General features: G+C 67.7%; 16 protein-coding genes and 2 tRNA genes. 1 reads left to right on the top strand and 17 read right to left on the bottom strand.

The genetic code is table 11. The features are described from left to right. Positions 1 to 5: 5 nt before the first annotated feature. Both V3B64_RS06705 and V3B64_RS06710 read right to left on the bottom strand, forming a co-directional pair. Positions 6 to 1,145 carry an ABC transporter permease gene (locus V3B64_RS06705; RefSeq protein ID WP_329913833.1) on the bottom strand — a complete coding sequence of 380 codons (1,140 nt, stop codon included), beginning with the start codon at positions 1,143 to 1,145 and terminating at the stop codon, positions 6 to 8. After that, positions 1,142 to 2,605 carry an efflux transporter outer membrane subunit gene (locus V3B64_RS06710; protein ID WP_329913834.1) on the bottom strand — a complete coding sequence of 488 codons (1,464 nt, stop codon included), beginning with the start codon at positions 2,603 to 2,605 and terminating at the stop codon, positions 1,142 to 1,144. The genes V3B64_RS06705 and V3B64_RS06710 overlap by 4 nt, the downstream gene beginning before the upstream one ends. Before the next feature lie 190 nt (positions 2,606 to 2,795). On the opposite strand from V3B64_RS06710, the gene V3B64_RS06715 reads away from it, so the two are divergent. After that, entirely contained in the window at positions 2,796 to 3,143 is a 348-nt protein-coding gene (locus V3B64_RS06715; protein WP_329913835.1) for a hypothetical protein, read from the top strand. A 67-nt stretch (positions 3,144 to 3,210) separates the two neighbouring features. On the opposite strand, the gene V3B64_RS06720 is transcribed toward V3B64_RS06715, so the two are convergent. From V3B64_RS06720 to V3B64_RS06790, 15 genes are all read right to left on the bottom strand, one after another. Next, positions 3,211 to 3,286 (bottom strand) — tRNA-Gly (locus V3B64_RS06720). Positions 3,287 to 3,401: 115 nt separating this feature from the next. After that, complete coding sequence (locus tag V3B64_RS06725; protein WP_329913836.1) at positions 3,402 to 4,508, bottom strand: NAD(P)/FAD-dependent oxidoreductase; 1,107 nt, start codon at positions 4,506 to 4,508, stop codon at positions 3,402 to 3,404. Positions 4,509 to 4,645: 137 nt separating this feature from the next. Next, positions 4,646 to 4,721, bottom strand: a tRNA-Gly gene (locus tag V3B64_RS06730). A gap of 236 nt (positions 4,722 to 4,957) precedes the next feature. Continuing rightward, positions 4,958 to 5,584, bottom strand: coding sequence for a CDP-diacylglycerol--glycerol-3-phosphate 3-phosphatidyltransferase (gene pgsA / locus V3B64_RS06735; protein WP_012510614.1), 627 nt, complete (start codon positions 5,582 to 5,584; stop codon positions 4,958 to 4,960). Between the two features lie 18 nt (positions 5,585 to 5,602). Continuing rightward, positions 5,603 to 7,447, bottom strand: coding sequence for an excinuclease ABC subunit UvrC (uvrC, locus tag V3B64_RS06740; protein ID WP_329913837.1), 1,845 nt, complete (start codon positions 7,445 to 7,447; stop codon positions 5,603 to 5,605). Beyond that, positions 7,444 to 8,856: a hypothetical protein gene (locus V3B64_RS06745; RefSeq protein ID WP_182267553.1), complete on the bottom strand. Its 1,413-nt coding sequence runs from the start codon at positions 8,854 to 8,856 to the stop codon at positions 7,444 to 7,446. The genes uvrC and V3B64_RS06745 overlap by 4 nt, the downstream gene beginning before the upstream one ends. Then, positions 8,853 to 9,341, bottom strand: coding sequence for a low molecular weight protein-tyrosine-phosphatase (locus V3B64_RS06750; protein ID WP_032128907.1), 489 nt, complete (start codon positions 9,339 to 9,341; stop codon positions 8,853 to 8,855). The genes V3B64_RS06745 and V3B64_RS06750 overlap by 4 nt, the downstream gene beginning before the upstream one ends. Beyond that, complete coding sequence (kdsB, locus tag V3B64_RS06755) at positions 9,338 to 10,111, bottom strand: 3-deoxy-manno-octulosonate cytidylyltransferase (protein ID WP_329810173.1); 774 nt, start codon at positions 10,109 to 10,111, stop codon at positions 9,338 to 9,340. Before kdsB ends, V3B64_RS06750 begins: the two co-directional genes overlap by 4 nt. Before the next feature lie 74 nt (positions 10,112 to 10,185). Beyond that, positions 10,186 to 11,205 carry a tetraacyldisaccharide 4'-kinase gene (gene lpxK, locus V3B64_RS06760; protein ID WP_285302845.1) on the bottom strand — a complete coding sequence of 340 codons (1,020 nt, stop codon included), beginning with the start codon at positions 11,203 to 11,205 and terminating at the stop codon, positions 10,186 to 10,188. Next, complete coding sequence (msbA, locus tag V3B64_RS06765) at positions 11,205 to 12,953, bottom strand: lipid A export permease/ATP-binding protein MsbA (RefSeq protein WP_032128904.1); 1,749 nt, start codon at positions 12,951 to 12,953, stop codon at positions 11,205 to 11,207. The genes lpxK and msbA overlap by 1 nt, the downstream gene beginning before the upstream one ends. Continuing rightward, the gene (locus V3B64_RS06770) at positions 12,950 to 13,372 is read right to left on the bottom strand and encodes a biopolymer transporter ExbD (protein ID WP_032128903.1); all 423 of its coding nucleotides are present in this window, start codon (positions 13,370 to 13,372) and stop codon (positions 12,950 to 12,952) included. The genes msbA and V3B64_RS06770 overlap by 4 nt, the downstream gene beginning before the upstream one ends. Positions 13,373 to 13,375: 3 nt before the next feature. Then, positions 13,376 to 14,038 carry a MotA/TolQ/ExbB proton channel family protein gene (locus tag V3B64_RS06775; RefSeq protein ID WP_019337175.1) on the bottom strand — a complete coding sequence of 221 codons (663 nt, stop codon included), beginning with the start codon at positions 14,036 to 14,038 and terminating at the stop codon, positions 13,376 to 13,378. A 3-nt stretch (positions 14,039 to 14,041) separates the two neighbouring features. Further along, entirely contained in the window at positions 14,042 to 16,441 is a 2,400-nt protein-coding gene (locus V3B64_RS06780; protein ID WP_329913838.1) for a DNA internalization-related competence protein ComEC/Rec2, read from the bottom strand. 59 nt (positions 16,442 to 16,500) lie between these two features. After that, positions 16,501 to 17,853, bottom strand: coding sequence for a HAMP domain-containing sensor histidine kinase (locus tag V3B64_RS06785; protein WP_049399928.1), 1,353 nt, complete (start codon positions 17,851 to 17,853; stop codon positions 16,501 to 16,503). A 1-nt stretch (position 17,854) separates the two neighbouring features. After that, positions 17,855 to 18,526 (bottom strand): response regulator transcription factor, encoded by a 672-nt coding sequence (locus V3B64_RS06790; protein WP_329913839.1) that lies wholly within the window; start codon positions 18,524 to 18,526, stop codon positions 17,855 to 17,857. Between the last annotated feature and the right edge of the window lie 33 nt (positions 18,527 to 18,559).

Below are 18,559 nucleotides of genomic sequence, written 5' to 3' on the forward strand. Positions count from 1 at the left end.
GGTCCTCAACGCAGCAGCAACGATGGATCGGAGCGGACGACACTGCGTACCGCCATGATGCTCGACAGCATGGCCATCACCGCGACCAGCGCCACGCAACCGATGATCACCATCGGTGTCAGCTGCACCGGCACGCGCTGGGTCTGTGCGATCAACAACACCACGGTGCTGAACGCCGCCGCCAGCAACATGCCCACGCCGCCGATCAGCAGCGCCTGCTCGAACACCACCCGCGCCAGCGCATAGCGACCGGCACCGAGTGCATTGAGCGTGGCGTACTCGCGTACCGAACCGGCCACCACCGAAGCAAACGACTGGTTGGTGATCACCGCGCCGACAAAGCAGACGATGACGGCCATGAACAACACTGCGATGCCGGCACCGGTATCGAACAGCCAGTATTGCTGCGAGCGGCTGGCGAACTCCGGTGCCGTCCAGAACTCGACCGGCGTGGCCTGCCCCATCGACGTGGCCAGGCGGTCGCGCACACGGTCGGCCAGGTCCGGCGAACGCAGGCCCGCCACGAAATAGGTGCTGCCCTCGTGCGGATCGGTACCCGCGATGGCGCGCGCGGTATCCAGCGAGGCCAGCACGTTGACGCCACCAAGGCCACGCAGGCCCGGTTGTGCCGCGACCACGCGCACCGCCTTGCCATTGATCCACGCACGGTTGTTCTGCAGGTCCACGCCCAGCGTATCCAGATCGGCGCTATCGACGATCACCGCACCGGGTTCGCGCAGCTGCGCGCGCAGGTCGGCGGGCAGGATGCGCGCGAACATCATCGCGTCGTCCTGGGTGGAGATGCCGGACAGATACACAGACACGTTGCCGGTACCCTGCGCGCTGGAACGCCATTCGCCATCGACCCATTCGTAGGGTTCGACGCGGGTGACCTCGGGGTCCATGCGCAGGTGGCTTTCCACATCCGCGCTGATTGCATGGCCGTAGTTCACGCTCTGGGTGCCGGGAAAGCCGGCCCAGATATCGGAGGATGACGCCTTCACGTAGATCGCGGCGGTACCGAAGATGCCCAGCACCAGCGCCGCCTGCACGATCAACAGCACGCCAGCGAAACACATCGCCAGCACTACCGGCAGGAACCGGCGCCACTCATAGGCCAGGGTCTTTCGGGCCAGCGCAATCATTGCGACGCGTCCTCGGCTTCGACCGGCAGCGGTGCGCCACCGAGGGCGCGGTACAGCGAAGCAAACGCGAGCACGCGTGCGCCCTGCGCACCGATCAGATCAGCCTGCGAGGCGAGCGCGGCACGCTGCGTGTCCAGTCCATCGAACTCGCTGGACAAACCCAGCTGTACCTGACGTGCCTGTCGCTTGACCTGCTGGCCGGCAACATCATTGGCCGCACGCAGCGACTGGATGATGCTGTCCTGGCGCGCCAGGCTGCCCAGCGCGCCCTCCACTTCGCTCACGCCTTCCAGTACCGCCTTGCGGTAACCGAGCAGTGCAGCATCCAGCTGCTTTTCGTCGGCATGGAAACGTGCACGGCGCTGGCCCCAATCCCACAGCGGGATATCGACGTACGGGCCGATCGACGGACTGGAATCGGAGTTGGAGCGGGCGTTCTGGGTGAGGTTGTAGGCGTACAGGATCGAGCCACCAAGACTGACCCGCGGATACATCGCGGCACGTGCGGAGCCCTTGCTGGCCGCGGCCTGCATCACTTCAGATTCGGCCAGCAGAATCTGCGGGCGGTGGCGCAGCAGATCGGCCGGTACCTGCTGCAGCGAGAACGTGCCCAGCTTCGGCGGCGAGCGATAGGCGCGCCAAGCCGGATCCGGGCCATCACGGCCCAGCAACAATGCCAGCGCACGGGCGGCGTTGTCGGCGTTTTCCCGGGCTTGTGCGATGGCGGCGTGGGTGGCGGCCTGGCGTGCACGCAGGCGATCAAGTTCGCCGGGCTCATCCAGGCGCAGGCGCTGGCGGACCAGGGCCAGGTGCTCGCCGCGGTCATCCACCGATTGCTGGCGGGCCAGCAGGTCCTGCTGGGCCTGTGCAACGGTCAGGTCCAGATAGCTGCGCACCACGTCGGCAATCACCGCCACCTGCGCGGCATTGCGCAGCGCCTCGGCATTGCCGGCCGAAGCCTGCGCGCTCAACTGCGCGCTCTCGGCGGCACCGAACAGGCCCAGGTCCCAGATCGCTTCGATGCCGGCATGGAAGTAGGTATCGACGGCGGCGGCGTCCTGCACCTGCTTGGCGCTGGCCGAGATTTCCGGCAGGAAACGCGAGTCGGAAGTGCCGGCGACGATCCGAACGGCCTGCAGGCGCAGCGTAGCCTGCTGCAGGTCCAGATTGCCGGCGATGGCCTGGTCGACCAGGCCATCCAGTGCCGGGTCGGACAGCACTTTCCACCACTGTCTGGCATCCACTGCCACGCCCTGGCCCTGCGGCACCTGGGTCCAGGTGCTGGGCGTGCGGTCAGGCAGGTCCGGAACAGGCACCGACATGCAACCGGCCAGGGCCAGGCTTGCCAACAACGCACCAGGGCGCAGCACTGCATGCAGGGAGAGTCGGTGCCCGGCCTTGGGCACTGCCACTGAAGTGATACGCCTGACCACCAGCCCGCCAACGTGTAGAAGGAGCATGAAGGCTACCGTGCGATTGTGGAGCGAACATGGAGAAATCGTCCAAAAAAGGTCACAGCACGCGTGCGGTTCAGGCAACGCCGACCCAGTCTTTCACTACGCTTTCAATGCGTTCCCGGCACGGAACACTGGACGACTTTCACAGCGTATTGCACATTGCGGCATTGTCTTGCTTCGATGCTGCCCGACCGTGAAACGCCCCCGCCGCTGGCTGCTGATTGGCTCGATCACGACAGCGACTGTCGGTGTGATCGTGCTCGTCCTGACCACCCCACTGGTCTCGAACGCCACGCTGCTACTGATGGAGCGCAGCAACTTCATTCCCGCCGAATCCTCGATCTTCACGTTCGAGCCGTATGCCATCAACCAGGGCTCGTCGAACTACTGGTTGTACGGGAAGGACCGGACCTACTACTACCACTTCACCTACGAAGATGACGCTCCCTACGTCTACTTCCCGCAGGACAACCGCTGCCCCGGTTTCCACCGGCAGGATGCCCGGACCTGGTGCAGCGCCCTGCCCGGCAAGGCACGCTAGCGCGGCGGTGGTGCAACCGGTGTGACAAACGAAAAACGCCCCCTTGCGGGAGCGTTTTTCTTGAATCTGGAGCGGGAAACGAGACTCGAACTCGCGACCTCAACCTTGGCAAGGTTGCGCTCTACCAACTGAGCTATTCCCGCAGATTTCGTTCGACCTGCGTCGAAGGAGCGCTATTGTGTCGATATTGCTGCACGGCGTCAACAGGAATTTTCGCGTGCATTGTGGGGCGGCGTTCAGGCCCCCAGGACCGATACCTCAGGTTCGCAGGCCACGGCGATGGAAGTAGACCTGCTCGGCGATGCGCCGCGTGGTCGCCGTGTGCAGCAGTGCGTTGAGCGGCCAGTCGGCCTGCAGATGATCCATCGCCCAGCGCAGCAGGCGCTTGCCATGGAATGCCGGCGCCACCTGCCGCGCCACCCGTTCCGCTTCCGGCCCCTGGCCACGCAGATGACGGGCAATCGCCTCGCCGACCGCCCAGCCGTGCCGCCACGAGGAGTGGATGCCCCCGGCGGACAATGGCGAGACGATGCCCGCCGCGTCGCCGGTCAGGATCAGCCGTTGGCCAGTGATCGGCCCATCCGGCCGGCCGCAAGGCACCAGGCCGGCACGGGTAGCCGAGGGGCGCGCCGAAGGCGGAATGCCGACCACATCGCGCACGTGCTCAAGGAAGCCATCAATATCAGGCGGGCGTACCTGATTCGGGTCATGGCGCAGCGCCAATCCCACCTGCAGGCCGGTAGGATTCTGCACGACCCAGCCGATGTAGCCCGGTGCAAAGCGCTTGCTGACGAAGCAATGCAATGCATCGCCCTGCGGTAGTTGCAGGCCGGCGAACTCGCGTTCGACACCGTAGAGATTGTCGCGCACCTGGCCGAGGCCAGTGCGCCGGGCAACGCGTGAGCGCGCGCCATCGGCGCCGACCAGGTAGGCGCACCGCCCTCCCCCTTCCACCAGCCAGCCGTCACCACTGCGATGTGCGTCGGTGAAGGACTGCTGCAGGCGAAGGTCGACACCGTTCGCGCGCAGCTCGCTGACCAGCCAGCGCATCAGGTTCGGCGTATCGGTGGTGAGGAAGTAATAGCCCGGTGCTGCCAGCAGCACGCTCCTCAGGTTCGGCGCATACAGACGCACATTGGCAACGCGTTGCACCAGGTATTCGGGCATGCGCCCCAGCCAGGTCTGCTCCATCGCTTCCTTCACCACGATGCCGGTGGTGTGCAGGCGTTCGCCGGGGTCGGCCCTGCGTTCGAGTACGCACACGCGCAGTCCATATTGGACAGCAGCCAACGCGCAGGCGGCACCGGCGAAACTGGCGCCGACGATGACCACGTCGTGGTCGTAGGCGGAGGATTGATGAGGCATCGCGGCGTCACCCTTGGAACGAAGGATGCAGCATCCAACCTTCATGTGGTGGGGCGATGGGGCGACGGTGAAGTGGCAATGAAGCGCGTTGGACGCAAACGAAAAACGCCCCCTTTCGGGAGCGTTTTTCTTGAATCTGGAGCGGGAAACGAGACTCGAACTCGCGACCTCAACCTTGGCAAGGTTGCGCTCTACCAACTGAGCTATTCCCGCTTGGGAGGCGAAATTTTACCTATTCCAAGGATGGCGTCAAGCGCTTTTTCAGGGTCTGCGAGGCACCTTGCATTGCGTATCCACGCATGGCGTGGATCTACTATGGCATCCCCGCAAACCGATGGATCCGCATCATCCGTGGATGCGGCATTTCCAGTTGATCCACGCCATGCGCGGATAGACGCACCGATGGGGTCAGAGCCCTTTCCTGCGGAAAGGGATCCGACCCCGGGGGCTCAGTTGCCCAGCTTCTTCTGCCGCGCACGCTCGCGCGCCGCGCGCTCGTCATCACGCAGGCTCGGCCAGGCGGCGTGCAGGTACTGCAGGCCCGACCACAGGGTCAGCACCGCGGCGATCGCCAGGGTCCAGTCGCCGATGTGGAACACCGGCCAGCCCATCCAGATGTCTTCCACCGGCACGTTCGGTGCCACCGAATACAGCAGGCAGAGCAGCGCGACCATCTGCGCGGTGGTCTTGACCTTGCCGATCATCGCCACGCGCACCTTGGCGCGCTGGCCGAGTTCGGCCATCCATTCGCGCAGCGCCGATACCGCAATTTCACGGCCGACGATGACTGCCGCCCAGAACGCCATCCACGGCGTCGGGTGACCCTGCACGATCAGGAACAGCGCCACCGCCACCATCAGCTTGTCCGCGACCGGGTCGAGGAAGGCGCCGAAGGCCGATTCCAGCTGGTAGCGGCGTGCGATCCAGCCATCGAGCCAGTCGGTGATCGCGGCCAGGCCGAAGATCGCCGCCGAAGCGAAGTTGGTCCAGGTGTAGGGCAGGTAGAACACCAGCACCAGCACCGGGATCATCACGATCCGCAACAACGTCAGCCAGGTGGGCAGGGTCAACTTCATGCTTGCGTGCTTCTCTCTCTACTCGGCCGCATCAGGCGTGGCCAACCCGTGCAGGTTAGCGTAGATACGTGCCGCGAGGGCGTCATTGATGCCTTCCACCTTGGCGATTTCCGCTTCGCCAGCGGCTTTCAGGCCCACCAGGCCGCCGAAATGCTTGAGCAGGCTGGCGCGGCGGCGCGGCCCGATACCAGGGATGTCCTCCAGCTTGCTGGTCATCCGCGCCTTCTGGCGGCGGCCGCGGTGGCCGGTGATGGCGAAGCGGTGCGCCTCATCGCGCACCTGCTGGATGAACTGCAGCGCCGGATTGGCCGCGCCCGGGCGCAGCTCGCGGCCATCGGGCATCACCAGCGCTTCGTGGCCGGCGCGGCGTTCCACGCCCTTGGCCACGCCCACCAGCAACACGCCTTCCACGCCCAGGTCGGCCAGCGCGGCCTGGGCCTGGGCCAACTGGCCGGCGCCGCCGTCGATCAGCAGCACGTCCGGCAGCACGCCCTGCTCTTCCACTGCACGGCGGAAGCGGCGATCGATGGCCTGGCGCATGGCGGCGTAGTCGTCGCCCGGCTCGATGCCGCTGATATTGAAGCGGCGGTACTGCGCGCGCACCGGACCGGCGGCGTCGAACACCACGCATGAGGCCACGGTGGCCTCACCCATGGTATGGCTGATATCGAAACATTCAACACGCTTGACCGGCTCGGCCAGGCCCAGCATGTCGCGCAGCGCGTCGCTGCGCGCGTGCTGCGCGTTGCGGCTGTTGAGTTCGGTCGCCAGGGTCAGCTGCGCGTTGCGGCTGGCCAGTTCCACATAGCCGGCGCGTTCGCCGCGCACGTTCCACTTCAGCTGCACCTTGCGCTCGGCCGAGGCCGACAGCGCGGCCACCAGCAGGTCGGCATCGGGAATCTCGCGATCCAGCAGGATCTCGCGCGGCGGCTCGAATTCGATGTAGTACTGCGAGACGAACGCGGCCAGCACTTCCTCCGGGCTATCTTCACCGTTGGTGCGTGGGAAGAACGGGCGGGTACCGAGGTTGCGGCCATCGCGGAAAGCCAACAGCAGCACGCAGGCCTGCGAACCCTGCATGGCCACCGCCAGCACGTCCAGATCGGCGGCACGGCCATCCACGTACTGGCGGGTCTGCATGCTGCGCAGCGAGGAGATCAGGTCGCGCAGGCGCGCGGCCTGCTCGAACTCCAGTGCCTCGCTGGCGGCCTGCATCTGCTCGCCCAGTTCGCGGGTCAGCTCGTCGCTCTTGCCTTCCAGGAACAGTGCGGCGCGACGCACCGATTCGGCGTAGTCCGGCGCCGGCACCAGCTCCACGCAGGGCGCGCTGCAGCGACCGATCTGGTACTGCAGGCACGGCCGCGAGCGGTTGCGGAACACGCTGTCCTCGCAGCTGCGCAGCTTGAACAGCTTGTGCATCAGGTTCAGCGTTTCGCGCACGGCGGTAACGCCGGGATACGGCCCGAAGTAGCGGCCGGGAATGGCGCGCGGACCGCGATGCAGCGCGATGCGCGGCCAGTTCTCTCGGGTCAGCAGCACGTGCGGATAGGTCTTGTCGTCGCGCAACGAGACGTTGTAACGCGGCGACAGTGATTTGATCAGCTGGTTTTCCAGCAGCAGCGCCTCGGCTTCCGAGCGCGTCACGGTCACGTCCATGCGCGCGATCTGCGAGATCATCGACATGATCCGCGCGTTCTTCGGGCTGCCGTTGAAATAGCTGCCGACACGGTTGCGCAGCGCGCGCGCCTTGCCCACGTACAGCAACGTGTCGTCGGCGGCGTACATGCGGTACACGCCAGGGGCGGTACTGAGCTGGGCCGCGAAGGCCTTGCCGTCGAAGGCCGGGGCGGGAACGTCTGTCATTCGCTGATCGGGACTTCGCTGAGCACGCCGCTATCCGGGTCGAATCGCAGCACGGCATGGGCGTCGGTCTCGGCGATCCACACCGCACCGGCGCCTACCGCCAACCCCGCCGGGCCATGCAGGCGTCGTGGCAACGGCTGGGTGGTCAGTTCGCCACCGCCCAGGCGCAGCGTGCGCAGGCGGCCGTTGCCGGTATCGGCAATCCACAACAGCGGCGCATCCGGGCTGAGCGCGATCGCCTGTGGGAACTGCAGGCTGGCGTCCGAACGCGGACCGTCTTCGCTGCCGAAGCGCCACGGCCCCTGCCCGACCAGGGTCTGCACCAGGTCGCCGCGCAGCTGCAGTGCACGCACTGAAGATCCCAACGCATCAGCCACGTACAGCACCTGCTGCACCACGGCCAACGCGGTGGGTTGGGCGAAGGCGGCCAGATGCCCGCTGCCATCACGCTCGTCGATGGAACCACTGCCCGCGCGCCATTGCAGGCTGCGCTGGCCCAGGTGGTAGCTCCAGATGCGGTTGTCGCCGGCCATGGCGATGTGCAGCTGATTGTCGGCGATGGCCAGGCCGACCGGATGGTCCAGCGCAACCTGCCGCGCCTGCGCGACCGGCCCTTCCATCGGTGCACCGGGACGACCGTTGCCGCACAGCGTGTCGACGATCCCGGTCAGCAGGTTGATACGACGCACCGCGTGGTTGCCTGTGTCGGCGACGTACAGCGAATCGCGCTCCAGCACCAGCGCCTGCGGGCGGTGGAACGCGGCTTCGGCGAGGTTGCCGTCCATGAAATCGGCGGTGCCCAGCCCGAACTGGCGAAGGATGCGACCACCATGGCTGCATTCGAGGATGCGGTGATGGCCGCTGTCGGCGATGTACAGGCGTTCGGTACTGACTGCCAGGCCCAGCGGGAAGCGCAGCGCCTGGCGGGGTTCCGGGTGCAGTTCGCTGCCGCCACGCGGCGGCGCCGACGGTGCGCCTTCGCACAGCGCGTTCAAGGCACGCTCCAGCTCACCGGGTGCCCCCTGCCCGACCAACCGTTGTTGCTCGCGCCCCTGCGCATCCAGCAGCACCAGGGTCGGCCAGGCGGTGATGCCGAAGCGGCGCCAGCCATCCCAGTCGGCATCGAGCAGGACCGGCATTGTCAGGCCCTGGCGACGCAGCAGCTTCAATGCGGCGCCGGCCTCGCGTTCGAAATCGAAGCGCGGCACCTGCAGCACCAGCGGCTGCAGCTTGCCGGGGTGGCGCGACAGCCATTGGCCGAACTCGGCCAGGCGTTGCGCGCTCCAGGCGGAAGCGGCGTTGACGAACAACAGCGCCACCGGCCGACCGCGCAGTTCGGTCAGGGTGCAGGGGGTGGCGTTGAGCCAGGTGGCGAACTCGGGCAGGTCCGGGACGGGCTGGACGTTCATGGCCCGATTATGCCGGAGTCGGCGTCATGCAACAGTCGTGCCACGGCACGTTTTGCAGCATCGTCGACCAATGTCCAGACCTGTTCGAAATGCTCACTGCCGCCGGTGTACGGGTCCGGGATCGCACCCCTGCCCTGCCCGCCGGACCACGGCAGGTACAGCGCCAGGCGTTCGCGCTGGGCGGGTGTGGCCAGGCGACCCGCATCGCGCAGGTTGGCCTCATCGGCGCACAGGATCCAGTCGAAGCGGTCGAAATCCGCGACCTGCAGCTGGCGCGCGCGCAGGCCGCCGATGTCCACGCCATGCCCGGCCGCGCAGGCGATCGCTCGCCGGTCCGGTGGCTCGCCCACATGCCAGTCGCCGGTGCCGGCCGAATCGACCTGCACCCGACCAGCCAGCGGCGAGGCGTCCAGGCGCGCGCGCAGCGCACCTTCGGCCATCGGCGAACGGCAGATGTTGCCGAGGCAGACGACCAGCAGCTTCATCGGGCAGCCAGCGTCTGCAGCAATGCTTCGGCGCGTTCCAGGTCCTCGGGCGTGTCGATGCCCGGCGGGAACGGTTCGGGCGAGATCGCCACGCTGATCGGGAAACCCGCTTCCAGCACGCGCAGCTGTTCCAGCGATTCGATCTGCTCCAGCTGGCCCGGCGGCAACGCCGCAAACTGCTGCAGGAAACCGGCGCGATAGCCGTAGATGCCGATGTGGCGCAGCCAGTTGTGACCGGCCGGCAGCGTGTCACGGCTGCGTGCAAAGCCATCGCGGTGCCAGGCGATCGGGGCGCGGCTGAAGTACATCGCCTCGTTGCGCACGTTGCGCACGAGCTTCACCACGTTCGGGTCGAACAGGGTATGCGCGTCTTCGACGGTCGTGGCGAGGGTCGACATCGGCGCATTGCCTTCAACCAGTGCCTGGGCCACCGCGCGGATACCCGCCGCCGGCGCGAACGGCTCGTCGCCCTGCAGGTTGACCACGACAGTGTCATCGGCCCAGCCGGCGATGCGCGCGCACTCGGCCAGGCGGTCGGTACCGGAGGCATGCGAGGTGGCGGTCATCGCCACCTTCACTTCGGCCAGCCCGGACAGTGCGTCGGCAATGCGTTGATCGTCGGTAGCGACCCAGACCTCGCCGGCACCGGCCTGCAGCGCGCGACGCGCCACGTGCAGCACCAGCGGCTCACCGCCCAGCGGGCGCAGCGGCTTGCCCGGCAGCCGCGAGGCGGCATAGCGGGCCGGGATGGCGACGACGAATTCGGTCATGGGGCGGTACTCGGCAGGCTCGTTACAACGGGAATGCGGCCGGCGGCGCATGAATGCAAGCGCCGCCGCGCCACTCAGTTCGGTCGCAGCTTGTCCAGGCGGTCGGTCAGCGCCACCCAGAATGCGGCAGGCAGCTCGGCGCGCAGCGGGACCGCGTAGTGCCAGTCATTGCCGAACGCGCGGCATTTCACCGCGTCCTTCTCGGTCATCAGCACCGGCAGCTGGCTGCCAAAGGACAGGTCCTGCGGCTGATAGGCCTGATGGTCAGCGAAGGCGTGCGGCACGACGCCGATGCCACGCGCGCGCAGCATGTCGAAGAAGCGCTGCGGGTGGGCGATGCCGGCCACGGCGTGCACGCGCTGGCCCTTGAAATACGACAGCGGACGGGCACGGCCACCGGCCAGCGGTTGTGCGCTGTCGATGTGCAGGGCCATCGGCCACTGGCCGAAGCCACAGGCCTGCGTCGCGGTCTCTTCGTCGGCCTGACCCAGATTCACTACACGGAAGTCGCATTCGCTGGCACGGCTGACCGGTTCGCGCAGCGGCCCGGCCGGGATCATCCGGCCATTGCCGTAGCGGCGCTGCGCATCGACCACCTCGATCTCGATGTCGCGTGCCAGCCGGTAGTGCTGCAGGCCGTCGTCGCAGACGATCACATCGCAGCCGGCCTCGATCAGCGCCTTGCCGGCTGCAACACGATCACTGTCCACGCGCACCGGCACGCCGGTCTTCCAGGCAATCAGCACCGGCTCGTCACCGCCCTTGGCGGTCGGCGTATCGGCCTTGACCCACAGCGGCTTGTCGGCATCTTCGCGGCCGTAGCCACGACTGGCCACGCCCGGCTTCCAACCGGCGGCACGCAGGCGCTCCACCAGCGCGATGGTCAGCGGCGTCTTGCCAGTTCCACCGGCGGTGATGTTGCCAACCACGATGACCGGCACCGGCAGCGTGTAGCGCTTGCGCCAGCCACGCCGATAGGCGCGCCGGCGCAGCGCGGTGACGCCGGCATACAGCGGCGCCAGCAGGCGCATCGCCCACGGAACCGGGGTGCCGTCGTACCAGTACGGCGGGGTCTGGGTACCCTTGCCGGCCATCAGTCCTGCCTTTCGCGGAACTGCATGCTGTGCAGATGCTGGTACAGGCCACCCATGGTGAGCAGCTCCTTGTGGGTACCGCGCTCGACGATGCGACCGTGGTCCATCACCAGCACCTGGTCTGCATGCTCGATGGTCGACAGGCGATGCGCGATGACCAGCGTGGTGCGCTCGGGCATCAATCGTTGCAGCGCGTCCTGCACCAGGCGCTCCGATTCGTTGTCCAGCGCTGCGGTGGCTTCATCGAGGATCAGGATCGGCGCGTCGCGCAGGATCGCACGGGCGATCGCCAGGCGCTGGCGCTGGCCACCGGACAGCAGCGCGCCGTTCTCGCCCACCGGGGTCTGCAGCTGCTGCGGCATGCGTGCGATGAACTCCCAGGCATTCGCGGCTTCAGCTGCCGCTCGGATCTGTTCATCCGTCGCGTCCATGCCATAGGCGATGTTGGCGCCGATGGTGTCGTCGAACAACATGACCTTCTGCCCGACCATCGCCACCTGGCGACGCAGGTCGGCCAGCGGATAGTCGTCCAGTGCCACCCCGTCGAGGGTGATGCGCCCGCCGCTGGGTTCGTAGAAGCGCGGCACCAGCCGGATCAGGCTGGTCTTGCCGCTGCCGGATCGACCAACGATGGCGGTGACCGTACCCGGCTTGGCCACGAAGCTGATGTCGTCCAGGGCGATGCCACTGTCTTCGCGGTAACGCAGCATGACGTGCTCGAAGGCCAGTTCGCCACGCACGCGCTGCACCGTGTTGCGGCCTTCGTCGCGCTCGACCGGCATGTCGAGGATGTCGAACAGGCGCTCGGCGGCGGACACACCGCGGGAGATCGAGGACTGCACGCTGGTCAGGCGGCGCAGTGACGGGATGATCGCCGTCATCGAGATCATCAGGCCCATGAACTGGCCGGCATTGAGGCGCCCTGCCAGTGCTTCGCGGGTCGACACCCAGACGATCACCGCCAGCGCCAGCGCGGCCAGGAACTGGACCACGCTGGAGGCACCGGCACGGGTGATTTCCACCTTCATGTTCAGCGCCAGCATGCGGTTGGCCAGGCGCGAGTAGCGCGACATCTCATGCTGCTGGGTGCCGTGCACCTTCACTTCCTGCTGGGCCGCCAGTGACTGCTCGGCGGTCTGCGCCATCGTGCCCATGCCGTCCTGGATACCGCGGCTGATGCGCCGGTAGCGCTTGCCCACGTAAGACACGATCACGCCGATCATCGGCACCACCACCAGCATGGCCACGGTCACCTTGACGCTCATCTGCAGCATCACCGCCAGCATGGCGATGATGGTCAGGGTGTCGGCAACCACGGTCTTGAGCGCATCGGCGCTGGCCTGGGTAACCTGCTCGGTATCGAAGTTGAGGCGGCTGACCATCACCGGTGTCGATTCGGTATCGAAATGCGAGGACGGCAGGTGCAGGTACTTGGCCAGCACCTGTTCACGCAGGTCGCGCACCACGCTGCGACCGGTCTTGGCCAGCGCGTAGTCGCTCACCCAGGTGGCGGCGCTGCGCATCAGGAACAGGCCAAGGATGGTCAGCGGCAGGATCACCGCCATTTTCGGTTCGGGATTGACGAAGCCACGGTTGACCAGCGGCTCCATCAGCTTGGTGAAGTGGTAGCCGGCTACCGACTCCACCGCCATGGCGATGACGGCGGCGACCATCATGCCCCAGTAGGCACGGGTGTATCCCAGCAGACGTTTGTAGATCGGCCACACCGGCGCGTGTTTGGAACTCATGGACGCACCTCGGGTGCTGTTGCAATGGCAATACGGCGGAAGCCGAGCTGACCCAGCGCATCCTGCGCGGTCACCACGGCCTGATAGGGCGTGCGGGCATCGGCACGCAACAGCACCGGCTGGGTACGGTCGCTGCCGGCAACGGCCGCGATGGTCTGCTTGACCGACTCGACGTCGCTGCGCAGCACTTCCTGGTCATTGATGAAGTAGCGGCCTTCGGCGTTGATCAGCACGCTCAACGAGCGCGGCGGCTCATTGCTGGGCTGCTGGCTGGCCGTAGGCAGCTCCACCTGGAGTGTCGAGCGCGCATCGAAGGTGGTGGTGACCACGAAGAAGATGATCAGCACCAGGATGACGTCGATCAGTGGCACCAGGTCGATATGCGGCTCATCCTGGGATCGGTCGTTGCCGATACGCATCGATCAGGCCTTCGCCGTGGCCGCGCCGGCCGGGCGCGTGGCAGCGGCAGGGTTCATCACGCCGGGGCGGCCATCCAGCGTATCCAGCAGCGCGCTGGCTTCCTGCTCCATCTCTACCACATAACCATGGATGCGGCCCTTGAAGTAGCGGTGGAACATCAGTGCTGGAATGGCAACGATCATGCCGGTGGCGGTGCACACCAGCGCCTTGCCGATACCACCGGCCAGCTGGTTCACATCACCCACGCCATGGTCGAGGATGCCCAGGAACATCTGGATCATGCCGATCACCGTGCCCAGCAGGCCCAGCAGCGGCCCGGCCGATGCGATGGTGCCCAGCGCGTTGAGGAAACGCTCCATGCGGTGCACCAGGTGGCGGCCGGTGTCTTCGATGCGCTCGCGGATCTGGTCGCGCGGGCGGTTGCGTGCTTCCAGCGCTGCGGCCAGCAGCGCGCCCAGCGGCGAGTTCGCGCGCAGGGTCTGCAGGTGGGCCGGGTCGAGCTTGCCGCGTGCCGCCCAGTTGCGCACTTCCTGGCCGAGGCCGGGCGGCAGCACTTCAGTACGTCGCAGGGACCAGAAACGCTCCAGGATGATCGCCAAAGCCAGTACGCCCAACAGCAGCAGCGGCACCATCGGCCAGCCACCGGCCTTGACCAGTTCCCACACGTTTCAACCCTCCGGCCCAACGGCCGCTTGTTCGATCGGCGATAGGATAGCAGCCGACCGCGCCCGCCCAGCGGCATCCCACCACCGGGATGCGTGGATGCGCTGTTCACGCAGCTGCAGCCCTTGTGCGCCAAGCCATATGCGGATCGCCCCGGAATCGGCCGTGGCCAGCACCTCGGCCCCTTGCGCCTGCCAGCGCTGGACCACGTCCTGGCGGGGGTGCCCGAAGCGGTTGCGGTGCCCGGCCGAGACCACCGCCAGCCGTGGCGCCACGGCCTCGACCCACGGCGCGCTGGAACTGCCGCCGCTGCCATGGTGCGGCACCAGCACCACATCCGCCTTCAGCGCTGCCGGGTATGCCTTCAGCAGCGCCTGCTCGGCCGGGCGGCCGATATCGCCAGGCAGCAGGACCACGCCGTGACGGCTGGCGACGCGCAGCACGCAGCTGTCTTCATTCTCGGCCTGGCGGCTGCCCGGCGCCGGGTGCAGGACCTGGAAATCAACCCCGTCCCACTGCCAGCGCATCCCCTGCTGGCAGGGCGCGGCGCCGGCGATGGTGCTGCCCGGTGGCGCCAGCAGCTGCAGCCCGGGCAGCTGCCTTCGCAGGCTCGGCAGGCTGCCGGTGTGATCAAGATGGTCATGGCTGAGCATCGCCTGCTGCGGCGGCCCCTGTCCGAGCGCGCGCAGGGCCGGGACCAGAATGCGTTCGTTGCCGTCGCCGCCGGTCGGCGGCCCCACGTCGTACCAGAGTGCGTGCCTCGCCGTACGCACCAGCACCGCGGTGCCCTGCCCTACGTCGTGCACCAGCAGCTCCAGTTCGCCTTCAGCCGGTGCATGCCGGGCGGGCCACAGAAGCGGCAGGCACAGCAGCAGGCCTGCCAGGCCACCGCCAGCGCCGCGTGGCAGCAGCCACCAGAACACCCCCGCCACTGCCGCCGGCACCGCCCAGCGCGGTGCCTCGGCCAGCCACCATATCGCCTGCGGGTGCAGCGCCAGTGGCTGCAGGGCCTGCCAGCTGAGCTCGAACAGCCAGGCGGCGGCGCGCCATGCCCAGCGCCCGGCGCCATCATGCAACGCGTGCAGGCCGGTACCCAGCAGCGACAACGGCACCACCAGCAGGGTCCACCACGGAATGATCGGCAGATTGACCAGCGGCCCCAAGCGCGCGGTGCCGCCGAACAGGGCTACGCACAGCGGCAACAGGCCGAGGCTGGCCACGCCCTGGGCGGCCAGAAAGCCGCGCAGGCCCCCACCGACGCCGTCCGGCCCGGTTCGTGGCAGGCACCACAGCAGCCACAGCACGCCCCCGAAACTGAGCCAGAAGCCGGCCGACAGCACCGACAGCGGCGCCGGCAGCAGCATCACCATCGCGGCCAGGGCCAGTCCCTGCCCCGCACCCACCGGGCGACGCCCGGCACGGGCCAGTGCCACCAGCCCGATCATCAGCGCCGCACGCACTGTTGGAAGCGCGCCGCCGGCGGCCACGGCATAGACGGCTGCGGCCAGCGCCGCACCCCATGCCGCCGCCTGCGGCCGAGGCCAGAACCGTCCCAGCACCGGGCACAGCCACCACGACACGCGGCACAGCAGTACGCCAAAGCCAGCCACCACGCCAACGTGGAAACCGGAAATGGCGACCAGATGGGTCAGGCCCAGCGCGCGCAGGTGCTCCCAGTCGGCATCGGACAGGCCGCGCGTGTCGCCCAGTGCCAGGGCCTGCACGAACCGCGCGGCAGGATGTGCCACCTGCGTTGCGATGGCGTCACTGCTGCGCTCGCGCCAGGCCGGCAGGCCCTGTGCAGGCGCGCGCTCACGCGCAGCGCCGGGGTCGCGCACCGTGCCATTGCCGGAAATACCGCGCAGCAATGCATGGCGTTCGCCGTCGAAGCCGCCAGGATTGATCCGCGAGCGTGGCGCGCGCACGCGCAACGACAACTGCCAATGTGATCCCGCACGAACCGCGTGGCGCCCGCCCTCCGCCTGGTGCGCTGGCGATCCGCGCCACGGGTCGTTCCAGGTGACCTGCAGGCGCTTGCCACGCAGCACTGGCAGCGCATCGGCCTCATCCACGTGCAGCACGAAACGCGTGTAGCCGGGCCCTCTCCGTGGAAGATCGGCCACCCGCCCCCGCACCTGCACATCCTGCGGCGGCGCACCGGGTGGAAGCTGGCCGTGCAGGGCCCACTGCCCGTGCACTGTTGCCCATGCCAGGCCGAGCAGGACTGCAGCCCACGCGCGGCCGCGCCAGCGCAGCAGCCAGCCCGCGACGCCGGCAACGGCCATCGGCGCGCTCAGCCACAACGGCAGCAGTGCCGGCATCTGCACGCAGGCCAGCGCGCCCAGCACCAGGCCGGCGGCGCAGCCGGGGCCAAACAGTGCCGGAGCGGATCGTTCGGGAACCATTCCAGCAGCCTGCCGAGGGACGTAGCAGGTTGCCTATCGGGGATTTCCCCGCGTGGCTGTCAGCGCCGGACGGTGCCGCGATGGAAGTTGACCCGGAAGCTGGCACCACCGCCGGCAGCTTCGCCGACACTGACTGAACCGCCGTGATGCTGCACGATTTCCTTCACCAGATGCAGGCCCAGGCCACTACCGCTACCCGCTGCGCGCAGACGATGGAACGGCTCGAAGATCGCTTCACGGTCGCCCACCGGAATACCGGCGCCCTGGTCGCTGACCTCCAGCAGGCCACGTGCATCCAGGCGCACGCAGATGGTGCCGCGTCCGCCGCCGTGGACGATGGCGTTGTGCACCAGGTTGGCGATCACCCGCCCCAGCGCCAGGCTGTCGCCATGGATCCACACTGGCATCTCGGGCGCATCCACTTCGAAGCCGTAACCGGCCCCCACCACCAGCGGCGCCAGATCGGCGGCCGCTTCGCGCACCAGCAACGCCAGATCCAGCCGCTGCAGTGCGCCGACATTACGATCAAGTCGCTGCAGGTCAAGCAGGTGCTCGGCAACGTTACCGAGCCGCGCCACGTCGGTCAGCAGCTGCGACTTCAGCTCGCCCTGCGGCAACTGCGACAGGCGCGCCTGCACCACTGCAATCGGCACCCGCAGTTCGTGCGCGGCATCGGCGAGGAACTTGTCACGCGCGGCATACCCCTGCTGCACCTTGTCGATCGCGTCGTTGAAGGCTTCCACCAGCGGTGCGACCTCGGTCGACACCAGCTGCGCATCCAGACGCGCCCCCGGCTGGCCGATATCCAGCTCCTTGGCCTGTTGTGCGGAGCGGCGCACGCCGCGCATCGCGCGGTGGATCACGGTCGGCATGACCAGCAGCGTGATCACGATCAGCGGCAGGAAAAACCACAGCCCGATCAGGCGCAGCACCATCAGCGCACCGTCCAGCAACCCGCCCTTCGGCGCCCCACCCACCATCACCGTGATGCGGCGACCATCTTCCTTGCGGATCATCACCCGCGCCACGTCCAGGTACGGCGGCACCAGCGAGCCGAGTTCGGTGGCACCCAGCGTCGGCAGGCGCGCGAGCAGCGGGGCGTGGATCGCCGGAATCGTGCCGCGCTCCAGCCAGACACCCTTGTCGTCGACCGCCGCGAACCAGAGGTTGCCCCCGGCTTCGGCGTCGAGCTTGTTCCAGCGCGCCTGGTCCAGCACCAACCGCCCGCCTTCACTATGCACGGCCTTGGCCACGGCTTCAGCCATGAACATGTCCATGCCCCAGGTGTCCTTGTCGCCCCAGGTCAGGATCAGCGCAACAACGGCGAACAGCACGGTGAAGGCCTGCGCCAGGAACAACCGCCAGGCCAACCCCAGCGTGATGGAACGGATCGGACGTGTCGGACGCGCCATCTCAGGCCTCCGCCAGCAGGTAGCCGACGCCCCGGATCACATGGATTTCAACGCCCGCCCCGGCCTGCTGCAGCGCCTTGCGCAGCTTGGAAATGTGCGCATCGAGCGCATTGGACTGGATCTCATCGTCGAAGCCGTACACCGCGGCCTCCAGTGCCGTGCGGGTGACCGTGCGCCCCTGGCGCATCGCCAGTGCCTGCAGTACCAGCACCTGGCGCCGCGGCAGCGCCAGCGGTTGGCCCTCCACCTGTGCCTGCAGCGATTCGAAGTCGAATTCCAGCCGGCCCAGATGCAGGCTCGGTGTCACCATGGCAGAGGGCCGCCGCGAGACAGCACGGATCCGCGCCATCAGCTCCTCGATCGCCACCGGCTTCACCAGGTAGTCGTCGGCACCGACGTCCAGCCCCTCGACCTTGTCCGACAGCGTGCCCTTGGCGGTCAGCATGATCACCGCCAGGTTGGGGCGCAGCGCCCGCGCAGTGGCAACGAAACCAGCGCCATCGCCATCGGGCAGCTGCCGGTCGAGCAGCATCAACTGGTGCACCGGTTCGCGCAGTGCGATGGCCGCCTCCGCCAGGCTGCCGACCACATCGGCCACCACGCCCTGCCGCTCCAGCCCCGATTGCAGGGCACGGGACAGATCAGGATCGTCTTCGACCAGGAGGATGCGCATCAGAGGCTCGGCTACCGGAAACGGTGCCGATCA

The sequence above is a fragment of the Stenotrophomonas sp. SMYL86 genome (genome assembly GCF_036320025.1).
Lineage (GTDB): Bacteria > Pseudomonadota > Gammaproteobacteria > Xanthomonadales > Xanthomonadaceae > Stenotrophomonas > Stenotrophomonas maltophilia_A.